This is a genomic window from Velazquezella soli (genome assembly GCF_977018685.1).
This window is the reverse complement of the sequence record NZ_CDRNXF010000004.1, coordinates 3,373,992-3,397,957: the sequence shown is the minus strand read 5'-3', so window position 1 is coordinate 3,397,957 and position 23,966 is coordinate 3,373,992. Positions and strand designations below refer to the sequence as shown.

Annotated in this window: 13 protein-coding genes; 3 read left to right on the top strand and 10 right to left on the bottom strand. The window is 59.5% G+C overall.

The window, feature by feature from the left end:
* From AC0JZ8_RS20055 to AC0JZ8_RS20035, 5 genes are all read right to left on the bottom strand, one after another.
* Positions 1-2,199, bottom strand: coding sequence for a DUF1217 domain-containing protein (locus tag AC0JZ8_RS20055; RefSeq protein WP_092661168.1), 2,199 nt, complete (start codon positions 2,197-2,199; stop codon positions 1-3).
* A gap of 130 nt (positions 2,200-2,329) precedes the next feature.
* Positions 2,330-2,785 (bottom strand): hypothetical protein, encoded by a 456-nt coding sequence (locus tag AC0JZ8_RS20050; RefSeq protein WP_062453827.1) that lies wholly within the window; start codon positions 2,783-2,785, stop codon positions 2,330-2,332.
* Positions 2,786-2,789: 4 nt separating this feature from the next.
* Positions 2,790-3,872, bottom strand: a complete 1,083-nt coding sequence (gene flhB, locus AC0JZ8_RS20045) for a flagellar biosynthesis protein FlhB (protein WP_062453826.1) — start codon at positions 3,870-3,872, stop codon at positions 2,790-2,792.
* A 154-nt stretch (positions 3,873-4,026) separates the two neighbouring features.
* Positions 4,027-10,863, bottom strand: coding sequence for a beta strand repeat-containing protein (locus AC0JZ8_RS20040; protein WP_471893279.1), 6,837 nt, complete (start codon positions 10,861-10,863; stop codon positions 4,027-4,029).
* 107 nt (positions 10,864-10,970) lie between these two features.
* Positions 10,971-13,022 (bottom strand): O-linked N-acetylglucosamine transferase, SPINDLY family protein, encoded by a 2,052-nt coding sequence (locus AC0JZ8_RS20035; protein WP_471893278.1) that lies wholly within the window; start codon positions 13,020-13,022, stop codon positions 10,971-10,973.
* 830 nt (positions 13,023-13,852) lie between these two features.
* Here AC0JZ8_RS20035 and AC0JZ8_RS20030 point away from each other — a divergent pair.
* Positions 13,853-16,582, top strand: coding sequence for a beta strand repeat-containing protein (locus AC0JZ8_RS20030; protein WP_471893277.1), 2,730 nt, complete (start codon positions 13,853-13,855; stop codon positions 16,580-16,582).
* Between the two features lie 120 nt (positions 16,583-16,702).
* Here the strand turns inward: AC0JZ8_RS20030 and glf are convergent, their stop codons facing one another.
* The 5 genes from glf to motA all read right to left on the bottom strand — a co-directional run bounded on the left by glf (position 16,703) and on the right by motA (position 21,611).
* On the bottom strand, positions 16,703-17,854 hold the full coding sequence (glf, locus tag AC0JZ8_RS20025; RefSeq protein ID WP_471893276.1) for a UDP-galactopyranose mutase: 1,152 nt from the start codon (positions 17,852-17,854) through the stop codon (positions 16,703-16,705).
* Positions 17,855-18,079: 225 nt separating this feature from the next.
* Entirely contained in the window at positions 18,080-19,117 is a 1,038-nt protein-coding gene (fliG, locus tag AC0JZ8_RS20020; RefSeq protein ID WP_062453820.1) for a flagellar motor switch protein FliG, read from the bottom strand.
* Positions 19,118-19,145: 28 nt separating this feature from the next.
* Positions 19,146-19,742 (bottom strand): flagellar motor switch protein FliN, encoded by a 597-nt coding sequence (gene fliN, locus AC0JZ8_RS20015; protein WP_062453819.1) that lies wholly within the window; start codon positions 19,740-19,742, stop codon positions 19,146-19,148.
* 55 nt (positions 19,743-19,797) lie between these two features.
* Entirely contained in the window at positions 19,798-20,736 is a 939-nt protein-coding gene (locus AC0JZ8_RS20010; RefSeq protein WP_471893275.1) for a FliM/FliN family flagellar motor switch protein, read from the bottom strand.
* 2 nt (positions 20,737-20,738) lie between these two features.
* Complete coding sequence (gene motA / locus AC0JZ8_RS20005) at positions 20,739-21,611, bottom strand: flagellar motor stator protein MotA (RefSeq protein ID WP_062453817.1); 873 nt, start codon at positions 21,609-21,611, stop codon at positions 20,739-20,741.
* A 205-nt stretch (positions 21,612-21,816) separates the two neighbouring features.
* Between motA and flgF the strand changes: the two genes are divergently transcribed.
* Both flgF and fliI read left to right on the top strand, forming a co-directional pair.
* A complete protein-coding gene (gene flgF, locus AC0JZ8_RS20000; RefSeq protein ID WP_062453816.1) occupies positions 21,817-22,551 on the top strand; it encodes a flagellar basal-body rod protein FlgF in 735 nt (244 codons plus the stop codon).
* Positions 22,552-22,569: 18 nt separating this feature from the next.
* Positions 22,570-23,961: a flagellar protein export ATPase FliI gene (gene fliI, locus AC0JZ8_RS19995; RefSeq protein ID WP_062453815.1), complete on the top strand. Its 1,392-nt coding sequence runs from the start codon at positions 22,570-22,572 to the stop codon at positions 23,959-23,961.
* The last annotated feature ends 5 nt before the right edge of the window (positions 23,962-23,966 follow it).

Here is a 23,966-nt window from a genome sequence, read left to right as displayed (position 1 = left end):
CTATTTCGATGAAAGCTGGGCGACGGCAAGCAGCGTATCGGAGCTGATGCGTGTCGTGCCGGTGGTTGTGAGCAGCGTCAGCGCCGGCGATGTCGTCGAACTGTTCTCGGAATCGTAGAGCGCCGTGTATTGCTTGATCAACTTGGTCACGTAGTCCGGATCCTGAAGCTTCGAGATGTCGACGTATTTCTCGATCATGCTCGCCTGCTGATCCGTATCCATGTTGGATATGTAGTCGGACATGCTGAACGTCGTCTTGAAGAACTCGAAAAGCGCCGTGTCGCCAAGGATCGTATAGGCGCTCGTAACGTCCGCCGCCTTGCGCTCGAAATACAGCGCCAGCCGCACGCCCTCGTTGGATTCCCCCTCCTGCTCTTCAAGCGTCTGTTGCTTGTAGTTATTGACGGTCGCCAGCACGTCGCCGCGCTGCTGGATCGTGCCCACGGGCTGCGCAGAAAGGTTGCCTTCGCTATCGAAGTTGAACGATGCGACGATCTCAGCAAATACGCCGTTGGCAAGACTGTTCACATAGCTTTTGGGATTGTCGAGATCGGACGAGAACATGTTCTTCAGCTCGTCCTTGGTGACCGATTTGGGATCGATCCCCTTCGATTCGAGCACGAAGGACACCAGGCGGTCGTCGGCAATAAGCTCGGCGGCCGTGGTGATCGTCTGCATCTGGGTATTGTAGTAGTCGATCTCCTTGTCGGCAGCTTCCTCCGCCTTCTCGCGAGCGCTGCCCTTGAGAAGTTTGAGCTGTTCCGTCTTGTAGTCTGTCGCGAAATTGCTGATGACGCTGGCTGACTGGACGAGGAGAGGCGTGTCGATATCGCCTTCCGCGTCGAAGTTGAACGCCTTGACCAGATTGACGTACCGGTCGTCTTTCAGCTGGTTGACATAGCTCTTCGGGTCGTTCGGATCACTTGCCAGAATATCCTTGAGCCGGCTCTTGCTGACATCGGCCGGATCGATCCCGTAGGCGCGCAGCGCGACGTCCCAGATCTCCGTCACATCGTCATTGGTATCGTCGTCGTCGTCTTTATTCGAACTTAGAAAGTCATCGACGCTTTTCACCTCGGCGATGCGCGTCTGATAGTTGGTGACCGCATTGGTGACCGCATCTTCCTGGTTGGCCTTGAAGGCCGTCTGGTAGGAGGTGCTGGTAGACGCCAGCTGGGTCTGGTTCTGAGCGGTCTCGCCAGCGGCGATCGAACCGTCGCTCTGGAAATTGAACATCGCCTTGACGCCCGTATAGCCGAGCGTCGCTGCAGCCGAATCGCTGGTCAGCAGCGACCGGATCGTGGAGGTGAACTGCACTTTGACGCTGAAGGCCGTGGTCAGATACTCGACCATCCGGGGGTCGTCGACCAACTCGTCGACACTGGTCATCGAGGCAATATTGGTTTCCCAATAGGTCTGGTTGGCGGCCGCGAGCGTATCGGATGGGAACGTCGATTTGTTGTAGACGTAATCGAGCCTCAGCGATTCGATCTGGCCGCTCGTCTGGGCGCTGTCGCCGTCTGCGACCGTGCCGTCAGCCTGGAAGTTGAACGCTTCGGCTAGCGCCACGAACTTGTCGCTGCCGGTCTGGTTGGCAAAGCTGTTCGGGTCTTCGAGATCGCTGGTCAACACCTGCTTCAGATAGCTGGTGGACGTGTACTTGGCATCGAGCCCGAATGAATCGAGCACATATGTCTTCAGCCGGCTGTTCGACAGGAGGTCGTCGACATCGGTGATATTAGCGATGGCCTTGCTGTAATAGTCGACCTCGGACTGGATATCCTTTTCTTCCTGATCGAAGGAATCCTGATACGCCTTGACGAGATTATCTTCCTGAACCGAAGTCTGCGCCTCGGCGGTCTTCGTGCCGAAGTTGAAAGCTGCCGCCATGGTCGCATAGCGCTTGTCGGTCAGCGAATTGGCAAAGCTTGCAGTATCGCTGAGATCGCTCTCCAGGACCTTCTTCATGAAGGCCTTTCCGTACGTCATTTCCTCAAGGCCATAGGCCTTCATCGCATAGGAATACAGTCGATAGTCATCGACGAATTCGTCGGCTGTCGTCACCTTGTCGATATTGGCTTCGTAATATTCGGTATCGCGAGCGACCGTGCCCTGGTTGGCGACGCGGTCAAGCGACGACTTCATGTCGCGGTTGACGATCAGATAGCTCGTATAGGTCGACAGCGTCGTCGAAGTCATGGTCTTCACCCTTAAAGATCGGGCTTCATTCCCGGGCATCGCCGCTTGATTCGGCAGTCAAATGCCGAATCAAGCATATGTACCAGAGACCCGGTTAAGCGGAGCTTTACGATCCGCGGTACGACGCCTTTTAGTTCGCCGTGGCGGCCATGCCGGCCAAACCGCGCATGGACGGTACGAAGGCTGCGTCCTGAAGACTGCGCTCGAGAAACCGGGTGTTCTCGTCAGGATTGGCCGAGGGCGAAAGGAAGCTGATGTAGTTGATTTCGACGCTCGCCTTTTCGGCCTGAAGCGTCAGCTGAGCATGGATCGTCACGCCACGCGGCTTGATCTCCAGGTCCAGCGTGACCGATGGGTGCGTATCCCAGTCGAGATGATAGTCGCCACCGACGCCGAAATTCACGGTGCCGGGATGGAAATACAGCTCGGCCGCCGAAGAGACGAGGTCCGAGATATTGGCATGATACTCAAGCCGCAAAAGCGAAATGAGATCGGCCGCATCGATGAGCCGTAATTCGGATGCAAGCGGGCCGATGGCCTTTGCGAGAATTTCTTCACGTACGGCGGAATAGGAGCATTTTTTCATTCTGTCAGCGCATCCGTTTGTTCTGACGACGTCCCGCATAGATCCGATGGATCAGTTCAGCGACCGCCTTATAAAAAACCGATGGGATGACGCTATCAACCGAGACTTGCGCAAACATGGAACGGGCGAGCGGTGGGTCTTCAAAAATCGGTATTCCGTGCTCCTGAGCAATTTCGCGGATTCGCATCGCAATCAGATCCTGGCCCTTGGCAACCACGACCGGAGCTTCCGATTCCTGCGCGACATAGCGCAATGCGATCGCATAATGGGTCGGGTTGGTGATGATCAGTGTGGCGCGCGGAACGCTGTTGATCATGCGCCGACGGGCGCGATCACGGGCAATCGAACGCTGCCGGGCCTTGACGAAAGGGTCGCCCTGCGACTGCTTCATCTCGTCCTTGATTTCCTGCTTGGTCATCCGAAGCTCGGTAAACCAGTGGAACCGCGTCCAGGCGATATCCAGTGCAGCAACCAGAAACGTGCAGGCCAGGACGACGATGATCATCTTCTTGATGATTCGCGCCAGAATTGGGAACAGCGTCTGCGGGTCGGAAAAGATCGAATCGAGCAGTTTGAAATACTCGTTGCGCAGCGACAGGTACATGATGATGCCGGCGGCGACGATCTTGATCAGCGATTTGCCGAAATGGACCATGCCCTGCATCGAGAAAAGCCGCTTGAACCCGGACATCGGCGAGATCCGGTTCCACTGCGGCCTGATTCGTTCGAGAATGAACGACGGCATGTGCTGACCTGCCGACGCAAGCAACCCGAAGCCCATGAACAGGACGGCTGCCGGAAGCATGAAATAGGCGCTCTGAAGCAGCACATAGGCGCAGAGCGACACTAGGTCCGCGCTCGAATCGATGCGCCACTGTTCGGGGCGTTCGACCAGATCTTTAAGAACCTCAGCCAGATGCGCGGTATTTTGCGGGAGGAAGAAGATCAGGTAGATGTAGAAGGCAAGCGTCGAGGCGAAGATCGCCACCTCGGACGAGATCGCGATGTTGCCCTTGTCCATCGCGTCCTGGATTTTTTTACCAGTCGGGTCTTCGGTTTTGCTGTCTTTATCCTGATCGTCGGACAAGAGCCAACTCCTGCTTCATCGGCAGCAAGCTTAGCAGAAGCACGGCGCGGTGGCATCTGTCCGCCCGTGCCGCGCCGCAAGGTTTGCCGGTTTCTCACAGATGCTTTGAACCCAACGGCCGTCGAGCGGTTCACCGCGACGCGGTGAACCTTACTTACGCGACATAGCGGGCGATCACGGCGGAGATCTGGTCCGGGCTCAACGATCCCATCTGCGTATCGATCAACGCCGCAAGCTGGTCGCTCGTCAGATGCGAGATGTCTGCCGTCGATATGCCGGAGATCCCCGAGGCGCTGATGAGCGAGATGTCTTCGGCCGAGAATGTCGCAAGGCCCGCATCCGTCAGTGCGGAAATCTGTGCCGACGTCATCGCGTTGACCTGCAGCGGTGTGAGGGCCTCTGCCTGTGCCGTGGTGAGCGACGCGATGACCAGCGTGCTCAAGCTTGAGATCGCACCGGTGCTGAAGGCGGCAATCTCCTCGGTGGTGAAGCCCAGAATATCGTCGGCGCCGATGCCCGATGCCTGAAGCGCGCCCAGGGCCCCGACCTGATCGACCGACAATGCGGCGAGCTGATCGGTGCTCATGGCGACGATCTGGTTGTAGCCGAGGCCGGCCACCTGGCTGGTCGTCAGCGCGCCGATCTGGATCGTGGAAAGACCTGCGATGATGCTGACCGGCAGTCCCTTGATCGAAGTCGGGTTGAGAACGGCCAGCTCTTCGAGTGTGAACGTGCCGAAATCGTCTGCCGAAATCCCCCCAAGTCCGTTGGCGCTGAGGCCCGCAAGCTGTTCGGTCGAAAGCGCGTCGATCTGCTGCGCACTCATGGCGTCGATCTGCAGGCTTGTCAGGCCGCCGACGCTGCCAGCGCTCAAGGATGCAATCTGATCGTTAGAAAGCGCGGCAATAAAGCCGGTCGAAAGGCCCTTGATTGCGGATGAGCTGATCGCTGCCAGATCCGCCGTCGAGAAGGTCTCGAAATCTTCCGACGAGAGCCCCATCAGCGCGCCGGAACTCAGCGCCGCAATCTGGCTTGTCGTGAACGCGTCGATCTGCTCGGTATTGAGAGCCGCGATCTGGACACTGCCGAGACCGGAAATGCCGCCGGCACCGATAGCTGCGATCTGTTCGACCGAAAGTGCTGCGATATAGTCTGTGCCGAGCGAGGCCATCTGCTTGGAGGTCAGGGCGCCGACCTGGTCGGTCGTCAGCGCTTCCAGGTGATCGACGCTGATGGCGTTGATCTGGCTGGTGGAGAGACCCGAGATCGCAGCCGGGCTCAAGGCCGCGATCTGCTCCGTCGTGAAGGCGCCGATCGTTGCCGTCGAAAGTCCACCAACGCTGGCCGAGCTGATGGCCGCAAGCTGCTGGCTCGAGAGAACGGCGAGATCTCCGGTGTCGAGCGCTGCAATCTGCTTGGACGTGAAAACCGCGATCTGCGTGGTCGTCAAAGCTTCGATCTGCATCGAACTCAAGACGGCGATCTGCGCCGTCGAAAGTCCTGCAATGCCGCCGGTACCGAGCACGGAGATCTGCTCGACCGAAAACGCCGACAGCATTGCTGTGGAAAGGCCAGGCATCGCCTTCGAACTGATCGCGGCAATGTCACTGGTCGAGAACGCTTCGATATCGTCCTGGCCAAGCGCGGCAAGCTGTGTGGATGTGAGCATGCCCACCTGATCGGAGGTGAATGCCTCCACCTGATCGACCGTCAAGGCGGCAATCTGGATCGCCGAGAGGCCTGATATCGCGCCTGTGTTGAGCGCCGCGATATCGTTCGGAGACAGCATCGCCAGATCGTCCGTGCCGAGCACCGCAAGCTGGCGGGACGTCATCACCGAGAACTGCGCAGTCGTCAGGGCTTCCACCTGCAGCACGCTCAGGGCATTGATCTGGGCGGTCGACAGGCCTGCAATGCCGTCGGCGCTGAGAGCCGCGATACGGTCGGTCGAAAGTGCCGCAATCATCGACGTCGACAGGCCGGGCACGGCCTTGGACGTGATGGCGGCGATGTCTGCAGTCGAGAATGTCTCGATGTCGTCAAGTCCGAAGGCTGCGATCTGGCCTGAGCTCAAGGTGGCGATCTGGCTTGATGTCAGTGCCTCCGACTGGCTCGTGCTGAGCGCTGCGATCTGGACCGTCGAAAAAGCGGCGATCACCGACGGGTTGAGCGCCGAAATGTGATCGGCCGAGATGGCAAGAATGTCGTCGGTGCCGAGCGCTGCCACCTGCCTCGATGTCAGAGCCGAAAGCTGGCCGGTGGTGAGTGCGCCGACTTGATCGGTGCTGAGGACATTGATCTGGGCCGTTGTCAGCCCGGCAATGCCGCCGGTGCCGAGTGCAGAGATCTGATCGGCGGAGAAGCCTGCAATCGTCGCTGTCGAGATCCCCTGCATGGCCGACGAACTGATCGCCGAAAGATCGCCAGTGCTGAATGTCGCCAGATCGTCCGTGCCAAGCGATGCGATCTGCGTCGAACTCAGCATGGCAACCTGAACGGACGTCAGAGCTTCGATCTGATCGCTGCTCATGCTGCTCATCTGGGCCGTTGTCAGCCCCGCGATGGCGGCCGTGTTGAGCGCTTCGATCTGATCGTGGGAGAAGGCAGCGATCCCGGATGTGCCGAGCGCCGAAATCTGCCGCGAGGTCAGGTTCTTGATTTGGCTCGTGGTCAGCGCAGACAGCTGATCCGTGCTCATCGCCCCGACCTGAGCCGTCGTCAGGCCGGCGATATTGGCGGTGCCTAGCGCTTCGATCTGGTCTGCCGAAAAGCCCGCGATGGTCGCGGTCGACAGACCCTGCATCGCAGCCGAGCTGATCGCGGCGATATCGGCTTCCGAGAAGGTCGAAAGATCGTCGGCGCCAAGCGCTGCAATCTGCGATGAACTGAAGGCGCCAACCTGGGTCGCCGTAAAGGCCTCGACCTGAGCGGTGCTAAGGACGCTGATCTGCGCGCTCGAAAGCCCCGTAACGCCGCCCGAACTCAGAGCGGCGATCTGGCCGGCCGAAAGGGCCGCGACATCTTCCGTATCCAGCGCTGCGATCTGCTTGGAGTTGAGAACCGCAATCTGGGACGATGAGAGCGATCCGATCTGGTCGCTTGTCAGAGACTGGATCTGCTTCGTCGACAGCCCGGACAGTCCGGCTGCACTCAGCGCTGCGACCTGATCGGTGGTCAGTGCTGCGATCACGGCGGTCGAAAGCCCGACGATGAGGTCGGAGCCGATCGCTGCAATATCCTGCGTCGAGAATTTGCCGATATCGGCAGTGTCGAGCGCCGTCGCCTGCCGGGAATTGAGGGCCGCGACCTGCTTGCTTGTCAGCGCCTCGATCTGCGCCGAGTCCATGGCGTCGATCTGCCTGGTGCTGAGACCGGCTATGCCGGCTGTGCTGAGCGAATCGACCTGGTCGACCGACAGTGCCGCGATCATGTCGGTGGAGAGGCCGGCAATGGCGTCCGAGCCGATCGCGGCGATATCTGCGGTGGAGAATGTGGCGATATCGTCGGTGCCGAGCGCTCCAAGCTGCTTGGAGCTGAGCGCGCCGACCTGCGAGGCCGTCATGGCTTCGACCTGCGCCGTGCTCAACGCACTCAGCTGGCCGGTCGAAAGCCCGGCGACACCCGCCGCGCTAAGCGCCGCGATCTGGGAGGTCGTCAGCACGGTCACGTCGCTGGCGCCGAGAGCACCGACCTGCGCCGAGGTCAGTGTCGCGAGCTGCTTCGTGGTGAGGACCGAAACCTGGTCGGATGTCAGCGCATCCACCTGTTTCGTCGTCAGTCCGGAAATGCCGTTCGTGCTGAGCGCCGCGATGGCTGCGGTCGAAAGAGCAGCGATCACCGATGTTGAAAGCCCGGCAACCGCGCTGGAGCTGATCACGCCGAGGTTCTTGGCGGAAAACGCCTCGATATTGTTGGAGATGATCGCCACGATCTGCGACGAGCTCAGAACCGCAGCCTGGCGGGTGGACAGCGCTGCGATCTGATCCGAGGAGAGCGCGGCAATCTGGCTCGTGGTCAGGCCGACAACACCGGTGGAACTGAGTGCGTTCACCTGGCTCGAGGAAAGAGCGGCAATATCTGTAGTCTCAAGAACAGAGACCTGCAGCGAGGTCAGCGCCGACACCTGCTTCGTGGAAAGGATCGCGATCTGACCAGCGCTCAGGGCATCGACCTGCCGTGTCGTCATGCCGGAGATACCGGCTGTGCTGATCGCCACGATCTTCTCGCTCGACAGGCTGGCGATCGTTGACGTGGACAGACCCGAAATTGCGCCCGAACCGATCGCCGAAATCTCCTTGGTCGAGAATGTCGCGATGTCGTCGGTCCCGAGTGCAGCAAGCTGCGAGGATGTGAGTGCACCGATCTGATTGGAATTCAGCGCTTCGGCCTGATCGACCGACAGAACGGCGAGCTGTCTGGTGCTGAGACCCCCAACGCCGGAGGCGCTTAGGGCTGCGACCTGCATGGAAGATAGCCGTGCGATGTCGGCGGTATCAAGCGCTGCGACCTGCGTCGATGTCAGGGCCGCCATCTGCTTGGAGCCGAGCACCGTGATCTGTGCGGATGTGAGAGCCTCGACCTGATCGACGCCAAGCGCTGCCACTGCGGAGGCGCTCAGTGCGGCGACCTGCGCCGTGGAGAGAACCGCAATGTCGCTCGCGCCGAGCGCTGCGATCTGTGTCGGTTTCAGGGCGGCGATCTGCTGAGTGCTCAACGCTCCGATCTGGGATGTCGCAAAAGCTGCGATCTGGCCTGTACCAAGTGCCGCCAGGGCACCTGTCCCAAGCGCTGCGATCTGGCTTGCGGAGAGCGACGAGATCGCATCCTCCGACAGCCCGCCAACCGCGCTCGATCCGAGTGCTGCAATATCGAGCGTTGAGAAGGTGGCGATGTGATCATCGTCGAACGCCGAGAGCTGTTTCGACGACAGGGCGCCGACCTGTGCCGACGTCAGGCTTTCGGCCTGCCGGGTCGACATTGCACCGATCTGGTCCGCGACCAAGCCCTTGATGGCACCTGTTGACAGTGCTGCCACCTGGTTCGTCGACAGTGTCGCGATACCGTCTTCCGTCAGCGCAGAAACCTGCTTGGAAGACAGGACCTTCACCTGAGCCGCCGAAAGCGTAGCCACCTGATCCGTCGACAGTGCCGCAATCTGCTGCGTGCCGAGGTTGGCAATCGCGCTCGTCCCGAGAGCGGCGATCTGCGCTGTCGTGAGTGCCGCAATGATATCGGTGCTGAGGCCGCCGATGCTCTTGTTGGTGAGCGTCGCGATTTCTGCGGCCGTAAACGTCGCGATTGCCTCGGGGGAAAGCGCTGAAAGCTGTTTCGAGGTCAGTGCCGCGATCTGCAGGGTGGATAGGATATCCGCCTGCTCGGCCGAAAGGCTGGCGATCTGGGTTGTCGAAAGCTTGGCGATCGCACCCGTGCCGAGAGCCGCGACCTGGCTGATGGAAAGTCCTGCGATCGCATCCGAACTGAGGCCGCCGATACCCTTGCTGCTGATCGCGGCGATTTCGGCGGTGGTAAAGGTCGCGACTGCCTCCGGCGACAGTGCGGCAAGCTGCTTCGAGCTCAGCGCCTTGATCTGGACCGAAGACAAGGCCTCGGCCTGTTCGACCGAAAGGGCGGCAATCTGGTCCGTGCCGAGGTTGGAAATGGCGGACGTGCTGAGCGAAGCGATCTGTCCGGTTGTCAGCGCGGCAATGTTCTCGACGGTCAGCCCCGCAATGCCACGATTGCTGATGGCAGCGATATCGTCGGTCGAGAAGGTGGCGATTGCCGAATCGCTGAAGGCTGCGATCTGCGTTGAGGTCAGGGCCTTTACCTGGACCGAGGAGAGCGCTTCCGCTTGATCTTCGGAAAGTGCTGCAATCTGAACCGTCGAAAGCTTGGCAACGGTCGCGGTTCCGAGTGCTGCAATCTGCTGCGTGGAAAATTCGGCTATGGTCCCCGTGCTGATTGCGGTGATCTGCGTTGCGCTGAGCGCTGCGATCTGCGCTGTCGCCATGGCAGTGAACTGATCGACCGAGAGCGCTGCGACCTGCGTTGCCGAAAGCTTCGCAACCGTCCCCACGGTCAGGGCGGCGATCTGCTGTTCGGACAGGGCTGAGATCACGTCGGTTGTCAGACCGGAGACCGCCTTGCTGCTGATTGATGCGATGTCCGCCGTCGAAAACGTTTCGATCGCCTCTGCGCTCAGAACCGCAAGCTGGATCGAGGTCAGCGCTTTTACCTGGACCGAGGATAGCGCTTCGGCCTGGTCGATGGACAGAGCAGCAATCTGATCGGTGTTGAGACCGACGATCGCCCTTGTGTTGAGCGCCGCAACCTGATCCGTCGACAGCGCCGCGATATCGTTGCTGGTCAATGCGCCCATTTGCGACCCGCCGAGAGCGGCGATCTGGATTGTCTTCAGCGCGGCAAGGTGATCGGCGGAAAAGGCATCGATCTGGCTCGTGGCCAGATTGGAAATCGCCGCTGTGTTGAGCGCTGCGACCTGTTCTTCCGACAGTGCGGCGATCAGCGTCGATGTCAGGCCGCGCACACCTTTCGCGCTGATCGCAGCCATGTCGGCGGTCGAAAATGTTGCGATCTCGTCCGGTGTAAGGGCCGCGATTTGTTCCGAGGTGAGGGCACCGACCTGGACGGAGGTCAGAGCCTCGGCCTGATCGTCCGAAAGGCTGCTGATCTGTGCGGTCGACAGTGAGGAAACCTGTCTCGTGCTCAGGCTGGCGATTTCGTTCCCGTTGAGAATGGACAACTGGTCCAGCGTCAGGCCGATGATCGCATTTTGCGAAATGGCATTGAGCTGCACCGTGTTCATCACGTCGACGTCTTCGACATCAAGGGCCGCAATCTGCGAGGACGACATCGCAGCGATCTGCTTGGTCGAAAGCGATGCGACATCTTCCGTGGTCCACGCAGCAACGCTTGCCGTTGAGAGGGACCTGACCTGAGAGGCACTCAGGGAGGAAATGGTCGAGGTCATACGCTATGATCCTTGATGCGGCACTTGATTTTAAAAATGGATTTTGAGCGTTTGATACTGCCGAAAACCCGGACGCTCTCGATCGAGAACAGCCGGGTCAGGACAGTTCAGCCCTTGTTTTGTTTCCAGAAACGGTCGTCGTAGGGAATCGGCGCATATTCGTTCTGATATGCCAGCTTGGATGTGTAGCGCTTCCGGTAGGCATCGGCAGTTTCGAACTCGATCCCCTCGAGAACGAGCTCCGCGCCGACTTCATAATAGATGTCGAGATTGCGAAGATCAGGCACCGGCGTCTCGCCACGCTCGGCCTCGCCCTGCATCTGCCAGTAGAGTTCTTCCAGCCGACGCGCGAGGCCGGGCATGTCCCGAAGCGCGCTCGTATCGCGCTTGTCCCAGAGCGATTTTCTGATCGCCCGCAGGCTCTCGCGGTCATGCGCAAATCCGATGGCGCGCGCGACATACTCCTCCGGTGTGGCGCAGATCATCTCCGGAATGCCGGCGGCGGCAACAATGCTGCCGCAGAACCGCGAGGCAAAGCCGTTGCCGGACACAGTTAGGATCGGAAGACCCATGGTGATGGCGTCCGATGCCGTCGAATGCGCGCCGTAGGGGAATGTATCGAGGAAGAGATCGGCACAGGCGATGCGGGCAAGGTGATTGGCGTTCGGCGCTTTCGGCGCGAAGATCAGCCGTTCTGCCGCGATGCCTTGCTTTTCTGCCAACTGGCGCAGCCGCACATTGGCATCCTCGTCACCCGCGAGCAGCCAGAGGACGCTGCCGGGCGTTGCCGACAGGATCTTCATCCAGCGATTGAAGCAGTTCGACGTGATCTTCTGCATGCCATTGAAGCAGGCATAGACGAAGGCGCCGTCTGGCAGTCCGGCATCGATGCGGCTCGGCGTCGGGGCGATTACGCGCTTGCGGTCGATCGGCTGGTTGCAGGCGATCCGCAGCACCTTCTCCGTATAGAAGATCTCGTTTTCCGGTGGCACGATGTGACCGTCGGCAATCATGTACTGGTGGAACGGGCTGCCGATCGATCCCGGATAGCCGCAGAAATTGACGATGACCGGTGCCGGACGGTAGGCGAAGATTTTCGCACGGGCCATTTTCGTATAGCCGTTGACGTCGATCAGGATATCGATCTCGTCGGCGCGGATCGTCTTCGCCGCTTCCGCATCGCCAAGTGCCGCAATATCGCGCCACTGGTCGGCGACCGCCTTGATGCGGTCTTGCGTGGCATCGTTGGTGCGGGCCTCGCCGCAATAGTAGGCGTAGATCTCGACGCTATCCTTGTCATGCAACTCGAGCACTTCACGCAATGCGAAACCGACGGCATGGTCGCGAAGGTCTGATGAGAGATAACCGATGCGCAGACGCTGCCCGGTTCCGGTCTTTTTCTTGGCCGCCTTGCGGGGGAAGGCGCTGAGGTCGAACGGCCCGCCGATAAGCTGCTTGCTGTAGCGATAGGCCTTGGCCAGCTGGAACATCGGATCGTCCGAATAGCACGACAGCGTCAGCGGCGACATCGCATCGAGAAGCTGGCGCGGCGTCACATGCGGCGATGTCGTAGTCAGAACCGGCCATTTGCACTGGCGCTGGCGAATCGAACTCCAGTGCTGGCCGGCCTCCGTCTTGTTTGGCTGCAGTTCGATCGCCTGCCACAGGATGGATTCCGCATCATCCAGCCGACCTGCGTTTTCGAGCACGCGGCCGGTATGCTGCATGGCCATCAGGCGGTTGTTGATGCGGTCAGGAATGACTTCGTCGGTCAGATCGATATAGGTGCGCCATTTCTGGAGTGCCTGATTGATGAGGCCGGAATCTTCGAGCGTACGTCCCAGATTGATATGGGCCGGGCCGAAAAGCGGATCGAGCCTGTTGGCCGCCTGCAAGGCGAGAATGGCGCCGGCATTGTCGCCCTGCTGTCGCAGCGTCACGGAGTAGTTGAAATAGGCGACATGCAAAAGCGGGTGGGTTTCGTTGAAGGCGGTCCACACCTTGTAGACCTCGACGGCGCGCGCCTGCTGGCCGCTGGAATTGAGCGCTTCTGCAACCTGGAACAGATCGCCGAGCGAGAGTTGCTGGTTCTGCGCCTTCTCCAGAATACTGGCGAAGGGCGAAGCCTGGGCAGTTGCAGGTGCGATATTGGCGTTCATGACCATCCCGTTCCAAGGCAGCGGTGCTGACGATTGACGCACTCCACGCGTCTTATCCTTGTAATTATCGGGGTTAGCTTGCGTCGGGCTTGTTATTGCGGTCGCGAAGCAGGGTGAGGGCAATCCAGACGTGCAGTGGCGCGCGCGACGATGTCGCGTACTACGTGATAAGATTATCCAGGACCTTTGCTCCAGAGGACGGTCGTCTTATGCAGCATGTCCATGTATGTCACATCGCTTAATTCTCCGACGAAATAGCAGAAGAATAAACGTGGTTGGTGCAGTAGCCGTTAGTATTGGAGAAAGCGCCTGAGTTTTTTCGCAGCAGCGCCTGATATCTGTTCTCCAACCTTAAGAGCTGCGATCTCTCGGTTCATATGGGTAACCGTATTTGTAGTGGATGCATTTTTAATAAAAATAAGCTGTGGCCAAGTGACTTTGGTAATTCATGAATTTCGAATCTATCATGCCTACCAACTGTTCTTGTTCGCAGCAGCGGAAAGCTCCAGGCATCGCTGGATTAGCCCAACAATGTGTCGGACGGAGCGCCAACACTTTATGCCTGTGCCCTTGTTAAGCCTCATTTAAGAATTTTCGGCTAAATATTTTAGGGCGCGAAAACAGCGTTCAAGTTTTCGCACAAGTGAGCGTGGGAAATCCGAGCTATGTTCTGGCTCGAATTGCATGATGCCTTTCCGACGCCGAGGTTCACGTGAGCCATGTCCCCTTTTGTTTCGCTGTATTTGCGCAAGGTCGGATTGCCGCCAGGTGTGTGGGTGTCTGACGGCAGATAGGCGTGACCTCTCGTTAACGACATCAAGGACACGTCCATGACCACGATCATCTCTTCCCTATCCAATACGCAGATTTCCAAACTATCGACGACCACGATCGCGGGATTGACCTCGGAAGATGTCGATGCTTTGAGCAGTGCTCAAATCAAATCCCTCACCTCATCGCAGATTGCCGCCCTAACGACCGACGGCCTAGCTCGTTTCGATTCAGCGGATATGAGCGCCATTTCGGTAAAGTCACTTGCGGGCTTGAGCCTCGATCAGATCCAAATTCTCAGCTCTGCACAGCTCGATGGCTTCTCCACCGCCCAGGTGGCAGGTCTGTACAGCAGCCAGGTTGCTGAGCTCTCAACTGCGCAGATCGGGTCTCTTGATAGCACGCAGATCGTCGCAATCAGCAAGAGTGCGATCGCTGGCCTGGATGTTGCCAAGCTCAGCACCGACAATGTCGCAGTTCTCAGCTCCACGCAGGTTGCAGCGCTGTCAGCGACGCAATTCGGCGGTTTGTCTTCCGATCAGGTGACAGCGCTGACCAGCTCGCAGGTCGCCGGTCTGAGCTCCGCTCAGGTAGGGACCCTGGACTCTGCAGAAATTGCTTTGTTCTCCACCGACGAAATTGCGGCCATCAGTATCAAGGCTCTCGGTGGCCTCTCCGCTGACGCAATCGCCGGCCTCACCACCGGCAGCACCGAAGCCCTGACCACGACACAGGTCGCAGGACTTTCTTCGACCCAGCTTGCCGCCCTGTCCTCGGGCCAGCTCGCGACCTTCTCGTCTGACGATATGGCTGCGATCAGCAAAAAGGCTCTTGCCGGGCTGGATGTTACCAAGCTCAGCACGGACAATATCGCAGCTCTCAGCTCGACTCAGATTGCTGCGCTGTCGGCCACGCAATTCGGCAGTCTGTCTTCCGATCAGTTGACGGTGCTGAGCACCACGCAGATCGCTGGTCTGAGCTCCGCCCAGGTAGGGACCTTGGACTCCACAGAAATTGCATTGTTCTCGACCGACGAAATTGCTGCCATCAGTGCCAAAGCCCTCGGTGGCCTCTCCGCTGACGCAATCGCAGGTCTCGGCACAGGCGGTGCGGAAGCCCTGACCACGACACAGGTTGCAGGACTTTCTTCGACCCAGCTTGCCGCCTTGTCCTCGAGCCAGCTCGCGACCTTCTCGTCCGACGATATGGCTGCGATCAGCAAAAAGGCAATCGGTGGCTTGGATCTTACTAAGCTCAGCACGGCAAATGTCGCGGCTCTGAGCTCGACGCAGGTTGCAGCGCTGTCAGCCACGCAGTTCGGCACTATGTCTTCCGATCAGGTGACAGCGCTGACCAGCACGCAGATCGCCGGTCTGAGCTCCGCTCAGGTAGGGACCTTGGACTCTGCAGAAATTGCATTGTTCTCCACCGACGAAATTGCTGCCATCAGCGCGAAGGCTCTTGCTGGCCTCGCCGCTGACGCAGTCGCCGGTCTCGGCACAGGCAGCGCGGAAGCCCTGACCACGACGCAGGTTGCAGGACTTTCTTCGACCCAGCTTGCCGCCCTGTCTTCGGGCCAGCTCGCGACTTTCTCGTCCGACGATATGGCTGCGATCAGCAAAAAGGCGATCGGTGGCTTGGATGTTACCAAGCTCAGCACGGACAATATTGCGGCTCTGAGCTCGACGCAGATTGCAGCACTGACATCCACCCAGTTCAGCGCTATGTCTTCCGATCAGGTGACGGCGCTGACCAGCACGCAGATCGCCGGTCTGAGCTCCGCTCAGATGGGAACTCTGGATTCGACTGAGATTGCACTGTTCTCGACTGACGAAATTGCTGCCATCAGCGCCAAGGCTCTTGCTGGCCTCTCCGCTGACGCAATCGCCGGTCTTGGCACAGGCGGCGCGGAAGCCCTCACCACGACACAGGTCGCAGGACTTTCGTCGACCCAGCTTGCCGCCTTGTCCTCGAGCCAGCTCGCGACCTTCTCGTCCGACGATATGGCTGCGATCAGCAAGAAGGCGATCGGTGGCTTGGATCTTACCAAGCTCAGTACGGCAAATGTCGCGGCTCTGAGCTCGACGCAGGTTGCAGCTCTGACAGCCACGCAGTTCAGCGCTATGTCTTCCGATCAGGTGACAGCGCTGACCAGCACGCAGATCGCTGGTCTGAGCTCCGCCCAGGTAGGAACTCTGGACTCGACAGAAATTGCGCTGTTCTCCACCGACGAAATTGCGGCCATCAGCGCCAAGGCTCTTGCCGGCCTTTCCTCTGACGCAATCGCCGGTCTCACGACAGCCAATGCGGAAGCTCTGACCTCGACACAGGTTGCGGGACTTTCGTCGACCCAGCTTGCCGCCTTGTCCTCGGGCCAGCTCGCGACCTTCTCGACCACCGATATTGCTGCGATCAGCAAAAAGGCGATCGGTGGCTTGGATGTTACCAAGCTGAGCACGGACAATATTGCGGCTCTGAGCTCGACACAGGTTGCAGCACTGACATCCACCCAGTTCAGCGCTATGTCTTCCGATCAGGTGACAGCGCTGACCAGCACGCAGATCGCTGGTCTGAGCTCCGCCCAGGTAGGTACGCTGGACGCCACAGAGCTCGGATTGTTCTCCACCGACGAGATCTCTGCTATTGGCCTGAAGGCGGTCGCCGGCTTCTCCACGGACGCACTCGCCGGTCTCGACAGCACCCACATGGCTGCATTGTCGTCATCGCAGCTTCAGGCGCTGAACACTGCACAGGTTGAGGCCGTTATTGCAGCGTACAAAACCTACTGATTGCGACTAACGGGGAGACCACAGACTCTCTGGTCTTCCCGGCACTCTCTAAACGAAGTTGGGGCGCGGTTTATAACCGCGCCCCAACTGTTAGACACATGGTTGTCTTTGACGATCTCTCTACGGATTAACGAAAAACGCTCCGAGCGCGCCTTTCCCCTGCAGGGCGTTGATATAGGCGTCCCCCGTGTCCAGGGCCTCGCGGATCGTCACGTCCATGTCGAGGTAACGATAGGTGCCGAGCCTGCCGACGAATGTCACGTTCTGCTGCGTCCGGGCCAGCTCGACATAGCGCTCGAGCAAGGCCTTTTCGTCGGCCATGCGGATCGGATAGTAGGGGATGTCGCTTGGTCCGCAGGCGCGTGAATATTCCCGGTAGCAGATGCTCTTCTCATGGGTTTCCCAAGGCGAGAAATGCTTGTGCTCGGTAATCCGGGTATAGGGAATGTCGAGATCGCCGTAGTTCATCACGGCGCAGCCCTGGTAGTCGCCGTTGTAGCTGAAGCGATCGAAATCCAGCGTCCGATAGCCTAGCCGACCCAGTTCGAAGTCGAAGTAACCGTCAAGCGGTCCCGAATAGAAGACATGGTCGAATGACGCGGCATCTGGCCGGGTGAAACGGGTCCCGAGCCTGACATCGATTCGCTCGTGATTGAGGATGCGTTCGACCATTTCCGTATAGCCGTTCTCCGGCATGCCCTGAAAACGATGGAAGAAGTAGTTGTCGTCATAGTTGAAACGGACGGGCAGACGCTTCAAAATGCTGGCCGGCAGCTTGCTTGGCTCGCAGCCCCATTGCTTGACCGTGTAGCCCTTCAGGAACGCCTCATAGAGATCACGGCCGACGAATTTCAAAGCCTGCTCTTCGAACGTCTTCGGCTCACCGATGGACGTATCGGCCAGCGACGCAATAAACTGTCTTGCCTCGTCGGGTCGCAGCGTCTTGCCGAAGAACTGGTTGATCGTGTGCAGGTTGATCGGCAGCAGGAACACGCGCCCGCCACTGGTCGTCTTCACGCGGTTGACATAGGGCATGAAGGTCTGGAACCGGTTAACATAATCCCAGACCGGCTCATCGTCGGTATGAAAGATGTGCGGTCCGTAGACATGCACCATCACGCCCGTATCGCTGTCACGCTCGGTAAAACAGTTGCCGGCGATGTGGGCGCGCTCGTCGAGAACGACAGCGGAATGACCGGCCTCCGCAAGTTTCCTGGCGATGACGGCGCCCGACAATCCGGCTCCGACCAGCAATATGCGCTTATTCGACATCGATCTCTCCCAGTGGCATTCAGCATGTCGGCCCACGAAAGCGCGACATCTCCCCATACTCGTCCAGCTCGGCGAGCGCGAAAGCCTTAACCGATTCGCGGCGCTGCGAGCATAGTTTCCATCGTGTCTCGGCTATGCTTGACCGCATCCGAGATGGCGAAGGATAACAAAATGCCCGCACGAGGCGGGCATTTCGGTGTTGGATGCGTCCGGCAGCGGAGGCAATCAGGCCGCTTCGCTTGCCGGTGCTTCTTTTTCCTTGAGTTCGATCTGGCCGGAATTGGCAAGCCGGATCGCTTCCTGCGAGATCGCGCGGCGGGCAAGCGCCACTTCGCGCGGGTTGATCGTACCGCCGGCGGCAAGATCCGATTCGACCATGCGGCGCTGGCGTGGGCTGAGGCAGACGAGCACGGATTCGCGCATCGGTGCCGACGAACCTTTCAGCGCCATCGTCAGGATGTCGCCCGCGATATCGTTGAGCAGGATGACACGGCTGCGCTGCGGCATGACCATGAGATCTTCGAACAGGAAGATCTTCGGGCGAACCTTCTGGGCTGCTTCCTGACTGACCTGTTCCAGTGATTCGAGCAGGGAATCGACCTGCGGCTTTTCGAGCTGATTCATCAGGTCCGCGACCTTGACCGGGCCGGTCGAGTTCCGCTCGGCATCGATTTCGTTGACGAGATCGGCGATCCGCTTTTCGATGATTTGCACCGCCTGCGGATTGACGTTCTTTAGGTTCACCGCACGCTTCATGATGTCGGCACGCAGGCTTTCCGGCAGTTCGACCAGGATCTTCGCACCAAAGGCGGAAGGCAGCATCGAAAGGATGTAGGCGATCGTCTGCGGATGTTCGCGGCCGAGATACTTGCAGATGAAAACCGGATCGGCGTCCTGAAGACGGTCCCAGAGACTGTCCTCGTAGGTCTGGAACGCGGTGCGTCTGCCGAGCAGGCCGTCGACCTCTTCCGGCGTCAGGCCTTCGTCGAGAATCTTTTCCATCGCCATGGCGTTGTCCATCAAACCTGTCCCCTCGGTGAACAGGTCTTCGAACTCGTTGACGAGAGTGGTCAGTTCGTCTGGCGGAATGGCGCGCAGGCTCTGCGCGGAGGCAATGATTGTCTGCAGTTCGGCTTGGGTAAAATACTTCAGCAGCTTACCTGCAACGCCCGTTCCCATTGCGAGCAGAACCGCAGCCGCTTTCTCTGCCTGAGAAAGCGGCTGGCCGGGCAGGTTGTCACTAAAGGTATCGAAGTCCATCATGGGCTTGTCCTAAAACGCTAAATTCATTTTAGCTCTTGGGAGCTCCTGACAATTCAGTGAGCTTTACGCCGAAGCGTGTATCGTCGTCTTCGAGAAGCGTGATTTCGCCGCGGGCGATCAGGCGACCGTTCACGGTGATATCGACCGGCTCGCCGATTTTCTTGTCGAGCGTGATCGTCGTGCCTTCCTTGAGGCTCATCAGACCCTTGACCGGCATGCGGCTTGAACCGAGCACGATCTGGACATCGATCGGAATGTCCAAGATGAGGTCATGATTGGCCTCGAGGCTTTCGCCGTGCGTGTCGGATCCGAAGCTCGGCATCGCACTTGCGCCACCACCAAAGCTGCTGGCTCCGAAGTCGGACTTGCCAAGGTCGCCACCACCAAAGTCGCTGCCGCCGAAATCGGTCGAGCCAAAGTCGCTCGTTCCGAAATCCGTCGAACCGAAGCTGTCGCTGCCGAAATCGGAGGCCGGTGACGCGAACGGATCGGCCGACAGCAGCGTGCCGTCCTCGTCCGCCTTCAATGCGCCACGCAGGTCGTCGATCGCGTGTTCCAGATCCAGGCTGCTCGAGGCGATCGGATCTTCGGTTAGTTCGTTTTTGACGGTCGTTTTTCTAGCCATGATCTATTATCCACATCGAAACTTGTCTGAAGCTGCCGGGCGCGGAAGCGCCGCGTCAATTATCGAGAATTTTTTTGAGTATATTGCCGTCTGGAGAGACGTTGGATTTTATCTTTACGGAATAGCTGTCGCCGGACCGGCCGAACTCGCAGCGGTAGATCAGTTTCCCGTTCGCATCCATATCGACCCCAATGTCGCCGATGTCTTCGAACGGTATGGTATCACCAGGCTTCAATCTGGCAATTGAGCCAAGCTTGAGCGGCGTGAGCTTGATGCGCGCGCAAAGATCGATCTGCGAGCGCAGCACGTGATCGGCAACGGCGTTGGCCGGCGCCGGAAGACTGTTTGCCAGTTGTCCGGAAGGACGGGTGATCGTCGTCTTCAGCAACACGCTTTGCGGAATGACGATCACGACCTCCCCCGTCAGCGATCCAAGCTTGACCTGAAGCCGGACCGCGGCTGCGAAACAGTCGGGGATCTCCAGCGATTGCCGGGCGTAGTCGGTGATCGGATAGCATGGCGACAGCACCGGCTCGAACTCCCCCTTGGGGCCGAGGCCGAGGCGAAGCACGCCCGCGATCCGCGAAACGAGCAGCGATGCGATATCGCCCTCGATAGACGTCAACGTGCGCGTGTCATCAGAAGGCTGGTCGGTATCGCCGAGCAGCTGCGCGATCATGGCGATCGGCAGGCTGTTCCGGGTGGCGATCACGAAATGGGTACACCAGTTGCGCTGACTGGCGCTGACAAGCGTGTAACCCGCGCCAAGCCCCGCGATGACCTGAGAGCGCAGACCGGAGACGTGGCCGGCATATTCGACGCCGATGTCGAGCTGCATTTCCTCCTGGACGACATCGCCGAGAAGCTGGCATTGCAGGGCTGCAACATCGCTGCAGCAATGGGCAATCGTCTTCACGTCACCCAGGCTGCCTGTCAGCCGCGCAAGGACGATCGGGTCAATCGGCTTAGTGACTTCGCTCGACGGATTGTTCATCGTTAGGCCGCCTTGCTCTCACCACCGGGGTTCATCATCTCCTGCTCGACGGCGTCGATCGAAGGACGATCGCCGTTGCCGATGGTCTTGCGACCGTATTCGAGAGCGACCTGCGGTACGGAGCCGTTCATGTAGGCGATGAGCGTCTGCTTGACGATCGTGTAGAGGCGATGCTGCTTTGTGCGGACGACCTTGATCTGCGAGGTCAGCGGATTGCAAACGCAGTAGGAGAGAATGATACCGAGCATGGTGCCGACCAGTGCGGCGCCGATCAGTCCGCCGAGGACCTCAGGCGACTCGTTGATCTTGCCCATGGCCTTGATGACACCGAGAACGGCGGCGACGATACCGATGGCCGGGAAGGAGTCTCCCATTGCGGTAATCGCATGATAGGGCTTGAGCTTGTCCGACAGCATCGTCTCCAGCTCTTCGTCCATCAGCGCCTCGATCTCGTGGCTGCGGGCGTTGCCGATGATGATCAGGCGAACATAGTCGCAGATGAACACGGTCAGCTGCTTGTTTTTCAGAACCGTCGGAGCCGTCTGGAAGATCGACGATTCCTGCGGGTTGTCGATATGCGCTTCGATCTCGTTGCGCGGCTTGGTTCTGAGGTCGCGCATCAGTGCGTAGAGAACGCCGAGGATGTCGAGATATTCGCGCTCCTTGGGAACCGCGAACTTGAAGGCTTCACCCAGTGCCTTGCCGCTGTCTTTCACGACCTTGATCGGGTTGGCCATGATAAAGCCGCCCAGGCCTGCGCCGCCGATGATCACCAGCTCGAAAGGCTGGAACAGAACATTGAGATGGCCGCCCATGGCCATGAAGCCACCAAGCACGCAGCCAATAGTGATTATGAAACCCACAATGATCATCATTTTGATGTGTATCCGCCGTCATTAATGCAGCGGAACATCTAGGCGGGTAGCCTTGCGTGAAGCTGGCTATCGCGGCCTCTCCGCCGTTTCGCACTTTCGATCAGCTTCACACAAGCAACCCCTGTTTGAATGCGCACGAAGGCCGGTTCAGGCCGCTCGGCGATTCCTCGATGGTAGGAGCCGCTTCATCTCAGGAGATCCATCGATGCAATCTGGTATTTATGTTGGCCTGTCGGCCCAAATGGCGCTTGAGCGGCGGTTGACGACCGTCGCGGACAACATGGCCAACATGAACACCGTCGGCTTCCGGGCGACCGAAGTAAAGTTCGACCAGATGCTCGCCAAGATCGACAACAACATCTCCGCGTCGGTCTCCTTCGTGTCGCAGGGCAACGACTACCTCTCCACGAGATCGGGAGAACTGCAGCAGACCGGCAACCCTCTCGACTTTGCGGTCAAGGGTGACGCATGGATGGCGATCGATACGCCGGCGGGCCAGGTCTTGACCCGTGACGGACGCTTCACCATGGCAGACACGGGCGAACTCCAGTCGATCCGGGGCTATCCGGTTCTCGATGCCGGAGGTGGCGCCATCCAGCTCGACCGCAACGGCGGCCCGCCCTCGGTCGGCACCGATGGCCGCATCATGCAGGACGGCAGGATTGTCGCTTCGCTGGGTCTCTTCCAGGCCGATCTTTCCAAGGGCTATCTGCGCTATGAAAACAGCGGCGTCCTGCCGTCGTCACCGGCACAGCCGGTCGTCGACAACAGCGACGTCGGCGTCATGCAGGGCTTTATCGAGCAGTCGAACGTCAACGGCATCGGCCAGATGACCGAGCTGATTTCGATCAGCCGCAATTTTGAAAGCATTTCCTCGCTTCTCAGCTCCACAGACAGCAGCTTCACCGAGGCCATCAAGACCTTGGGCGGTAGCCAGTAAGCCGGAAAACGATCCCTCATGACCGCAAGTCAGACAGTTCACGGCCCGGCAAACAAGCTCGATCTCTTGGCAGCCCTTGTTGGGCGCCACACCGGGCCGGCCTTTGCGTTTGCACCGGGCGGCGTGGTCACCGCAATTTCCGCGACCTATTACACCGTCAGCGGCCTTTCGAAACATGTCAGGCTGGGCGACTTCGTCGAGCATTGCAGCAGTGTTGGTACGCATCTCGGCCAGGTGATCAAGGTCGAGTCCGACCAGGTTCATATCTGCCCGATCGAACCGGGCGAGCCGATCGGCATCCGTGACAGTGTTCTGCGCATCGGTGAGTTCAAGGTATCCCCGCATGACAGCTGGTGTGGTCGCGCCATCGATGCGCTGTGCCGGCCGATCGACGACCGCGGCCCGCTCGTGCAGGGCGACGTGGCGCGGTCGATCATGAGTACCGCGCCGCCATCCATGTCCCGCCGCCGCGTCGAGGAAGGTTTCCGTACCGGCGTCAAGGCGATCGATATCTTCACGCCGCTCTGCTTCGGCCAGCGTCTCGGCATTTTCGCAGGCTCCGGCGTCGGCAAGTCGACGCTCCTGTCGATGATGGCCGGCGCCGATGCGTTCGACCGCGTCGTGATTGCGCTGGTCGGTGAACGCGGCCGCGAGGTGCGCGAATTCATCGAAGACACGATGGGCGAGAACATGAAGAAATCCATCGCCGTGGTGGCCACCAGCGATGAAAGCCCGATGCTGCGCAAGATGGCGCCGCTGATCGCCATGACCATTGCCGAGCACTTTCGCGACAAGGGCGAAAACGTGCTGTTCATCGCAGACAGCGTGACGCGCTTTGCGCATGCGGTGCGTGAAGTCGCGATCGCCGGCGGCGAGTTGCCGATTTCGCGCGGCTATCCGGCTTCGGTGTTTACCGAACTGCCCAAACTGCTGGAACGGGCAGGGCCGGGCCTCGAAGACAGCGGCACGATCACCGCCATCATTTCCGTCCTCGTCGACGGCGATAACCACAACGATCCGGTCTCCGACTCCGCCCGCGGCATTCTCGACGGGCACATTGTGCTGGAGCGCGGTCTCGCCGACGAAGGTCGCTACCCGCCGATCAATCCGCTGTCGTCGATCTCGCGTCTAGCCCGAAAGGCCTGGACGCCCGACCAGGAGAAACTGGTCATGCGGTTGAAAACGCTGATGCATCGCTTCGAGGAAACCCGCGATCTGCGCCTGATCGGCGGCTACCGGCAAGGGACAGATGCCGATCTCGACATGGCGGTGAGGCAGGTGCCTGCGATCTATGAAGTGCTGAAGCAGACGCCCGGCGACAAGCGCGTTGCCGATGCCTACGCGGAGCTGGCCATCGCGCTGCGCAATGTCGCGGCCCAGGGCCAGATGCCGGCTCTCAAGAGGGGTTGATGAGG

Bases quoted from the DNA above. Each gene is read 5' to 3' on its own strand.
- AC0JZ8_RS20055 (WP_092661168.1), bottom strand. From the start codon at position 2,199: ATGACTTCGACGACGCTGTCGACCTATACGAGCTATCTGATCGTCAAC.
- fliG (WP_062453820.1), bottom strand. From the start codon at position 19,117: ATGATGGACTTCGATACCTTTAGTGACAACCTGCCCGGCCAGCCGCTT.
- AC0JZ8_RS20040 (WP_471893279.1), bottom strand. From the start codon at position 10,863: ATGACCTCGACCATTTCCTCCCTGAGTGCCTCTCAGGTCAGGTCCCTC.
- fliI (WP_062453815.1), top strand. From the start codon at position 22,570: ATGACCGCAAGTCAGACAGTTCACGGCCCGGCAAACAAGCTCGATCTC.
- AC0JZ8_RS20050 (WP_062453827.1), bottom strand. From the start codon at position 2,785: ATGAAAAAATGCTCCTATTCCGCCGTACGTGAAGAAATTCTCGCAAAG.
- flgF (WP_062453816.1), top strand. From the start codon at position 21,817: ATGCAATCTGGTATTTATGTTGGCCTGTCGGCCCAAATGGCGCTTGAG.
- AC0JZ8_RS20030 (WP_471893277.1), top strand. From the start codon at position 13,853: ATGACCACGATCATCTCTTCCCTATCCAATACGCAGATTTCCAAACTA.
- motA (WP_062453817.1), bottom strand. From the start codon at position 21,611: ATGATGATCATTGTGGGTTTCATAATCACTATTGGCTGCGTGCTTGGT.
- fliN (WP_062453819.1), bottom strand. From the start codon at position 19,742: ATGGCTAGAAAAACGACCGTCAAAAACGAACTAACCGAAGATCCGATC.
- AC0JZ8_RS20035 (WP_471893278.1), bottom strand. From the start codon at position 13,022: ATGAACGCCAATATCGCACCTGCAACTGCCCAGGCTTCGCCCTTCGCC.
- glf (WP_471893276.1), bottom strand. From the start codon at position 17,854: ATGTCGAATAAGCGCATATTGCTGGTCGGAGCCGGATTGTCGGGCGCC.
- AC0JZ8_RS20010 (WP_471893275.1), bottom strand. From the start codon at position 20,736: ATGAACAATCCGTCGAGCGAAGTCACTAAGCCGATTGACCCGATCGTC.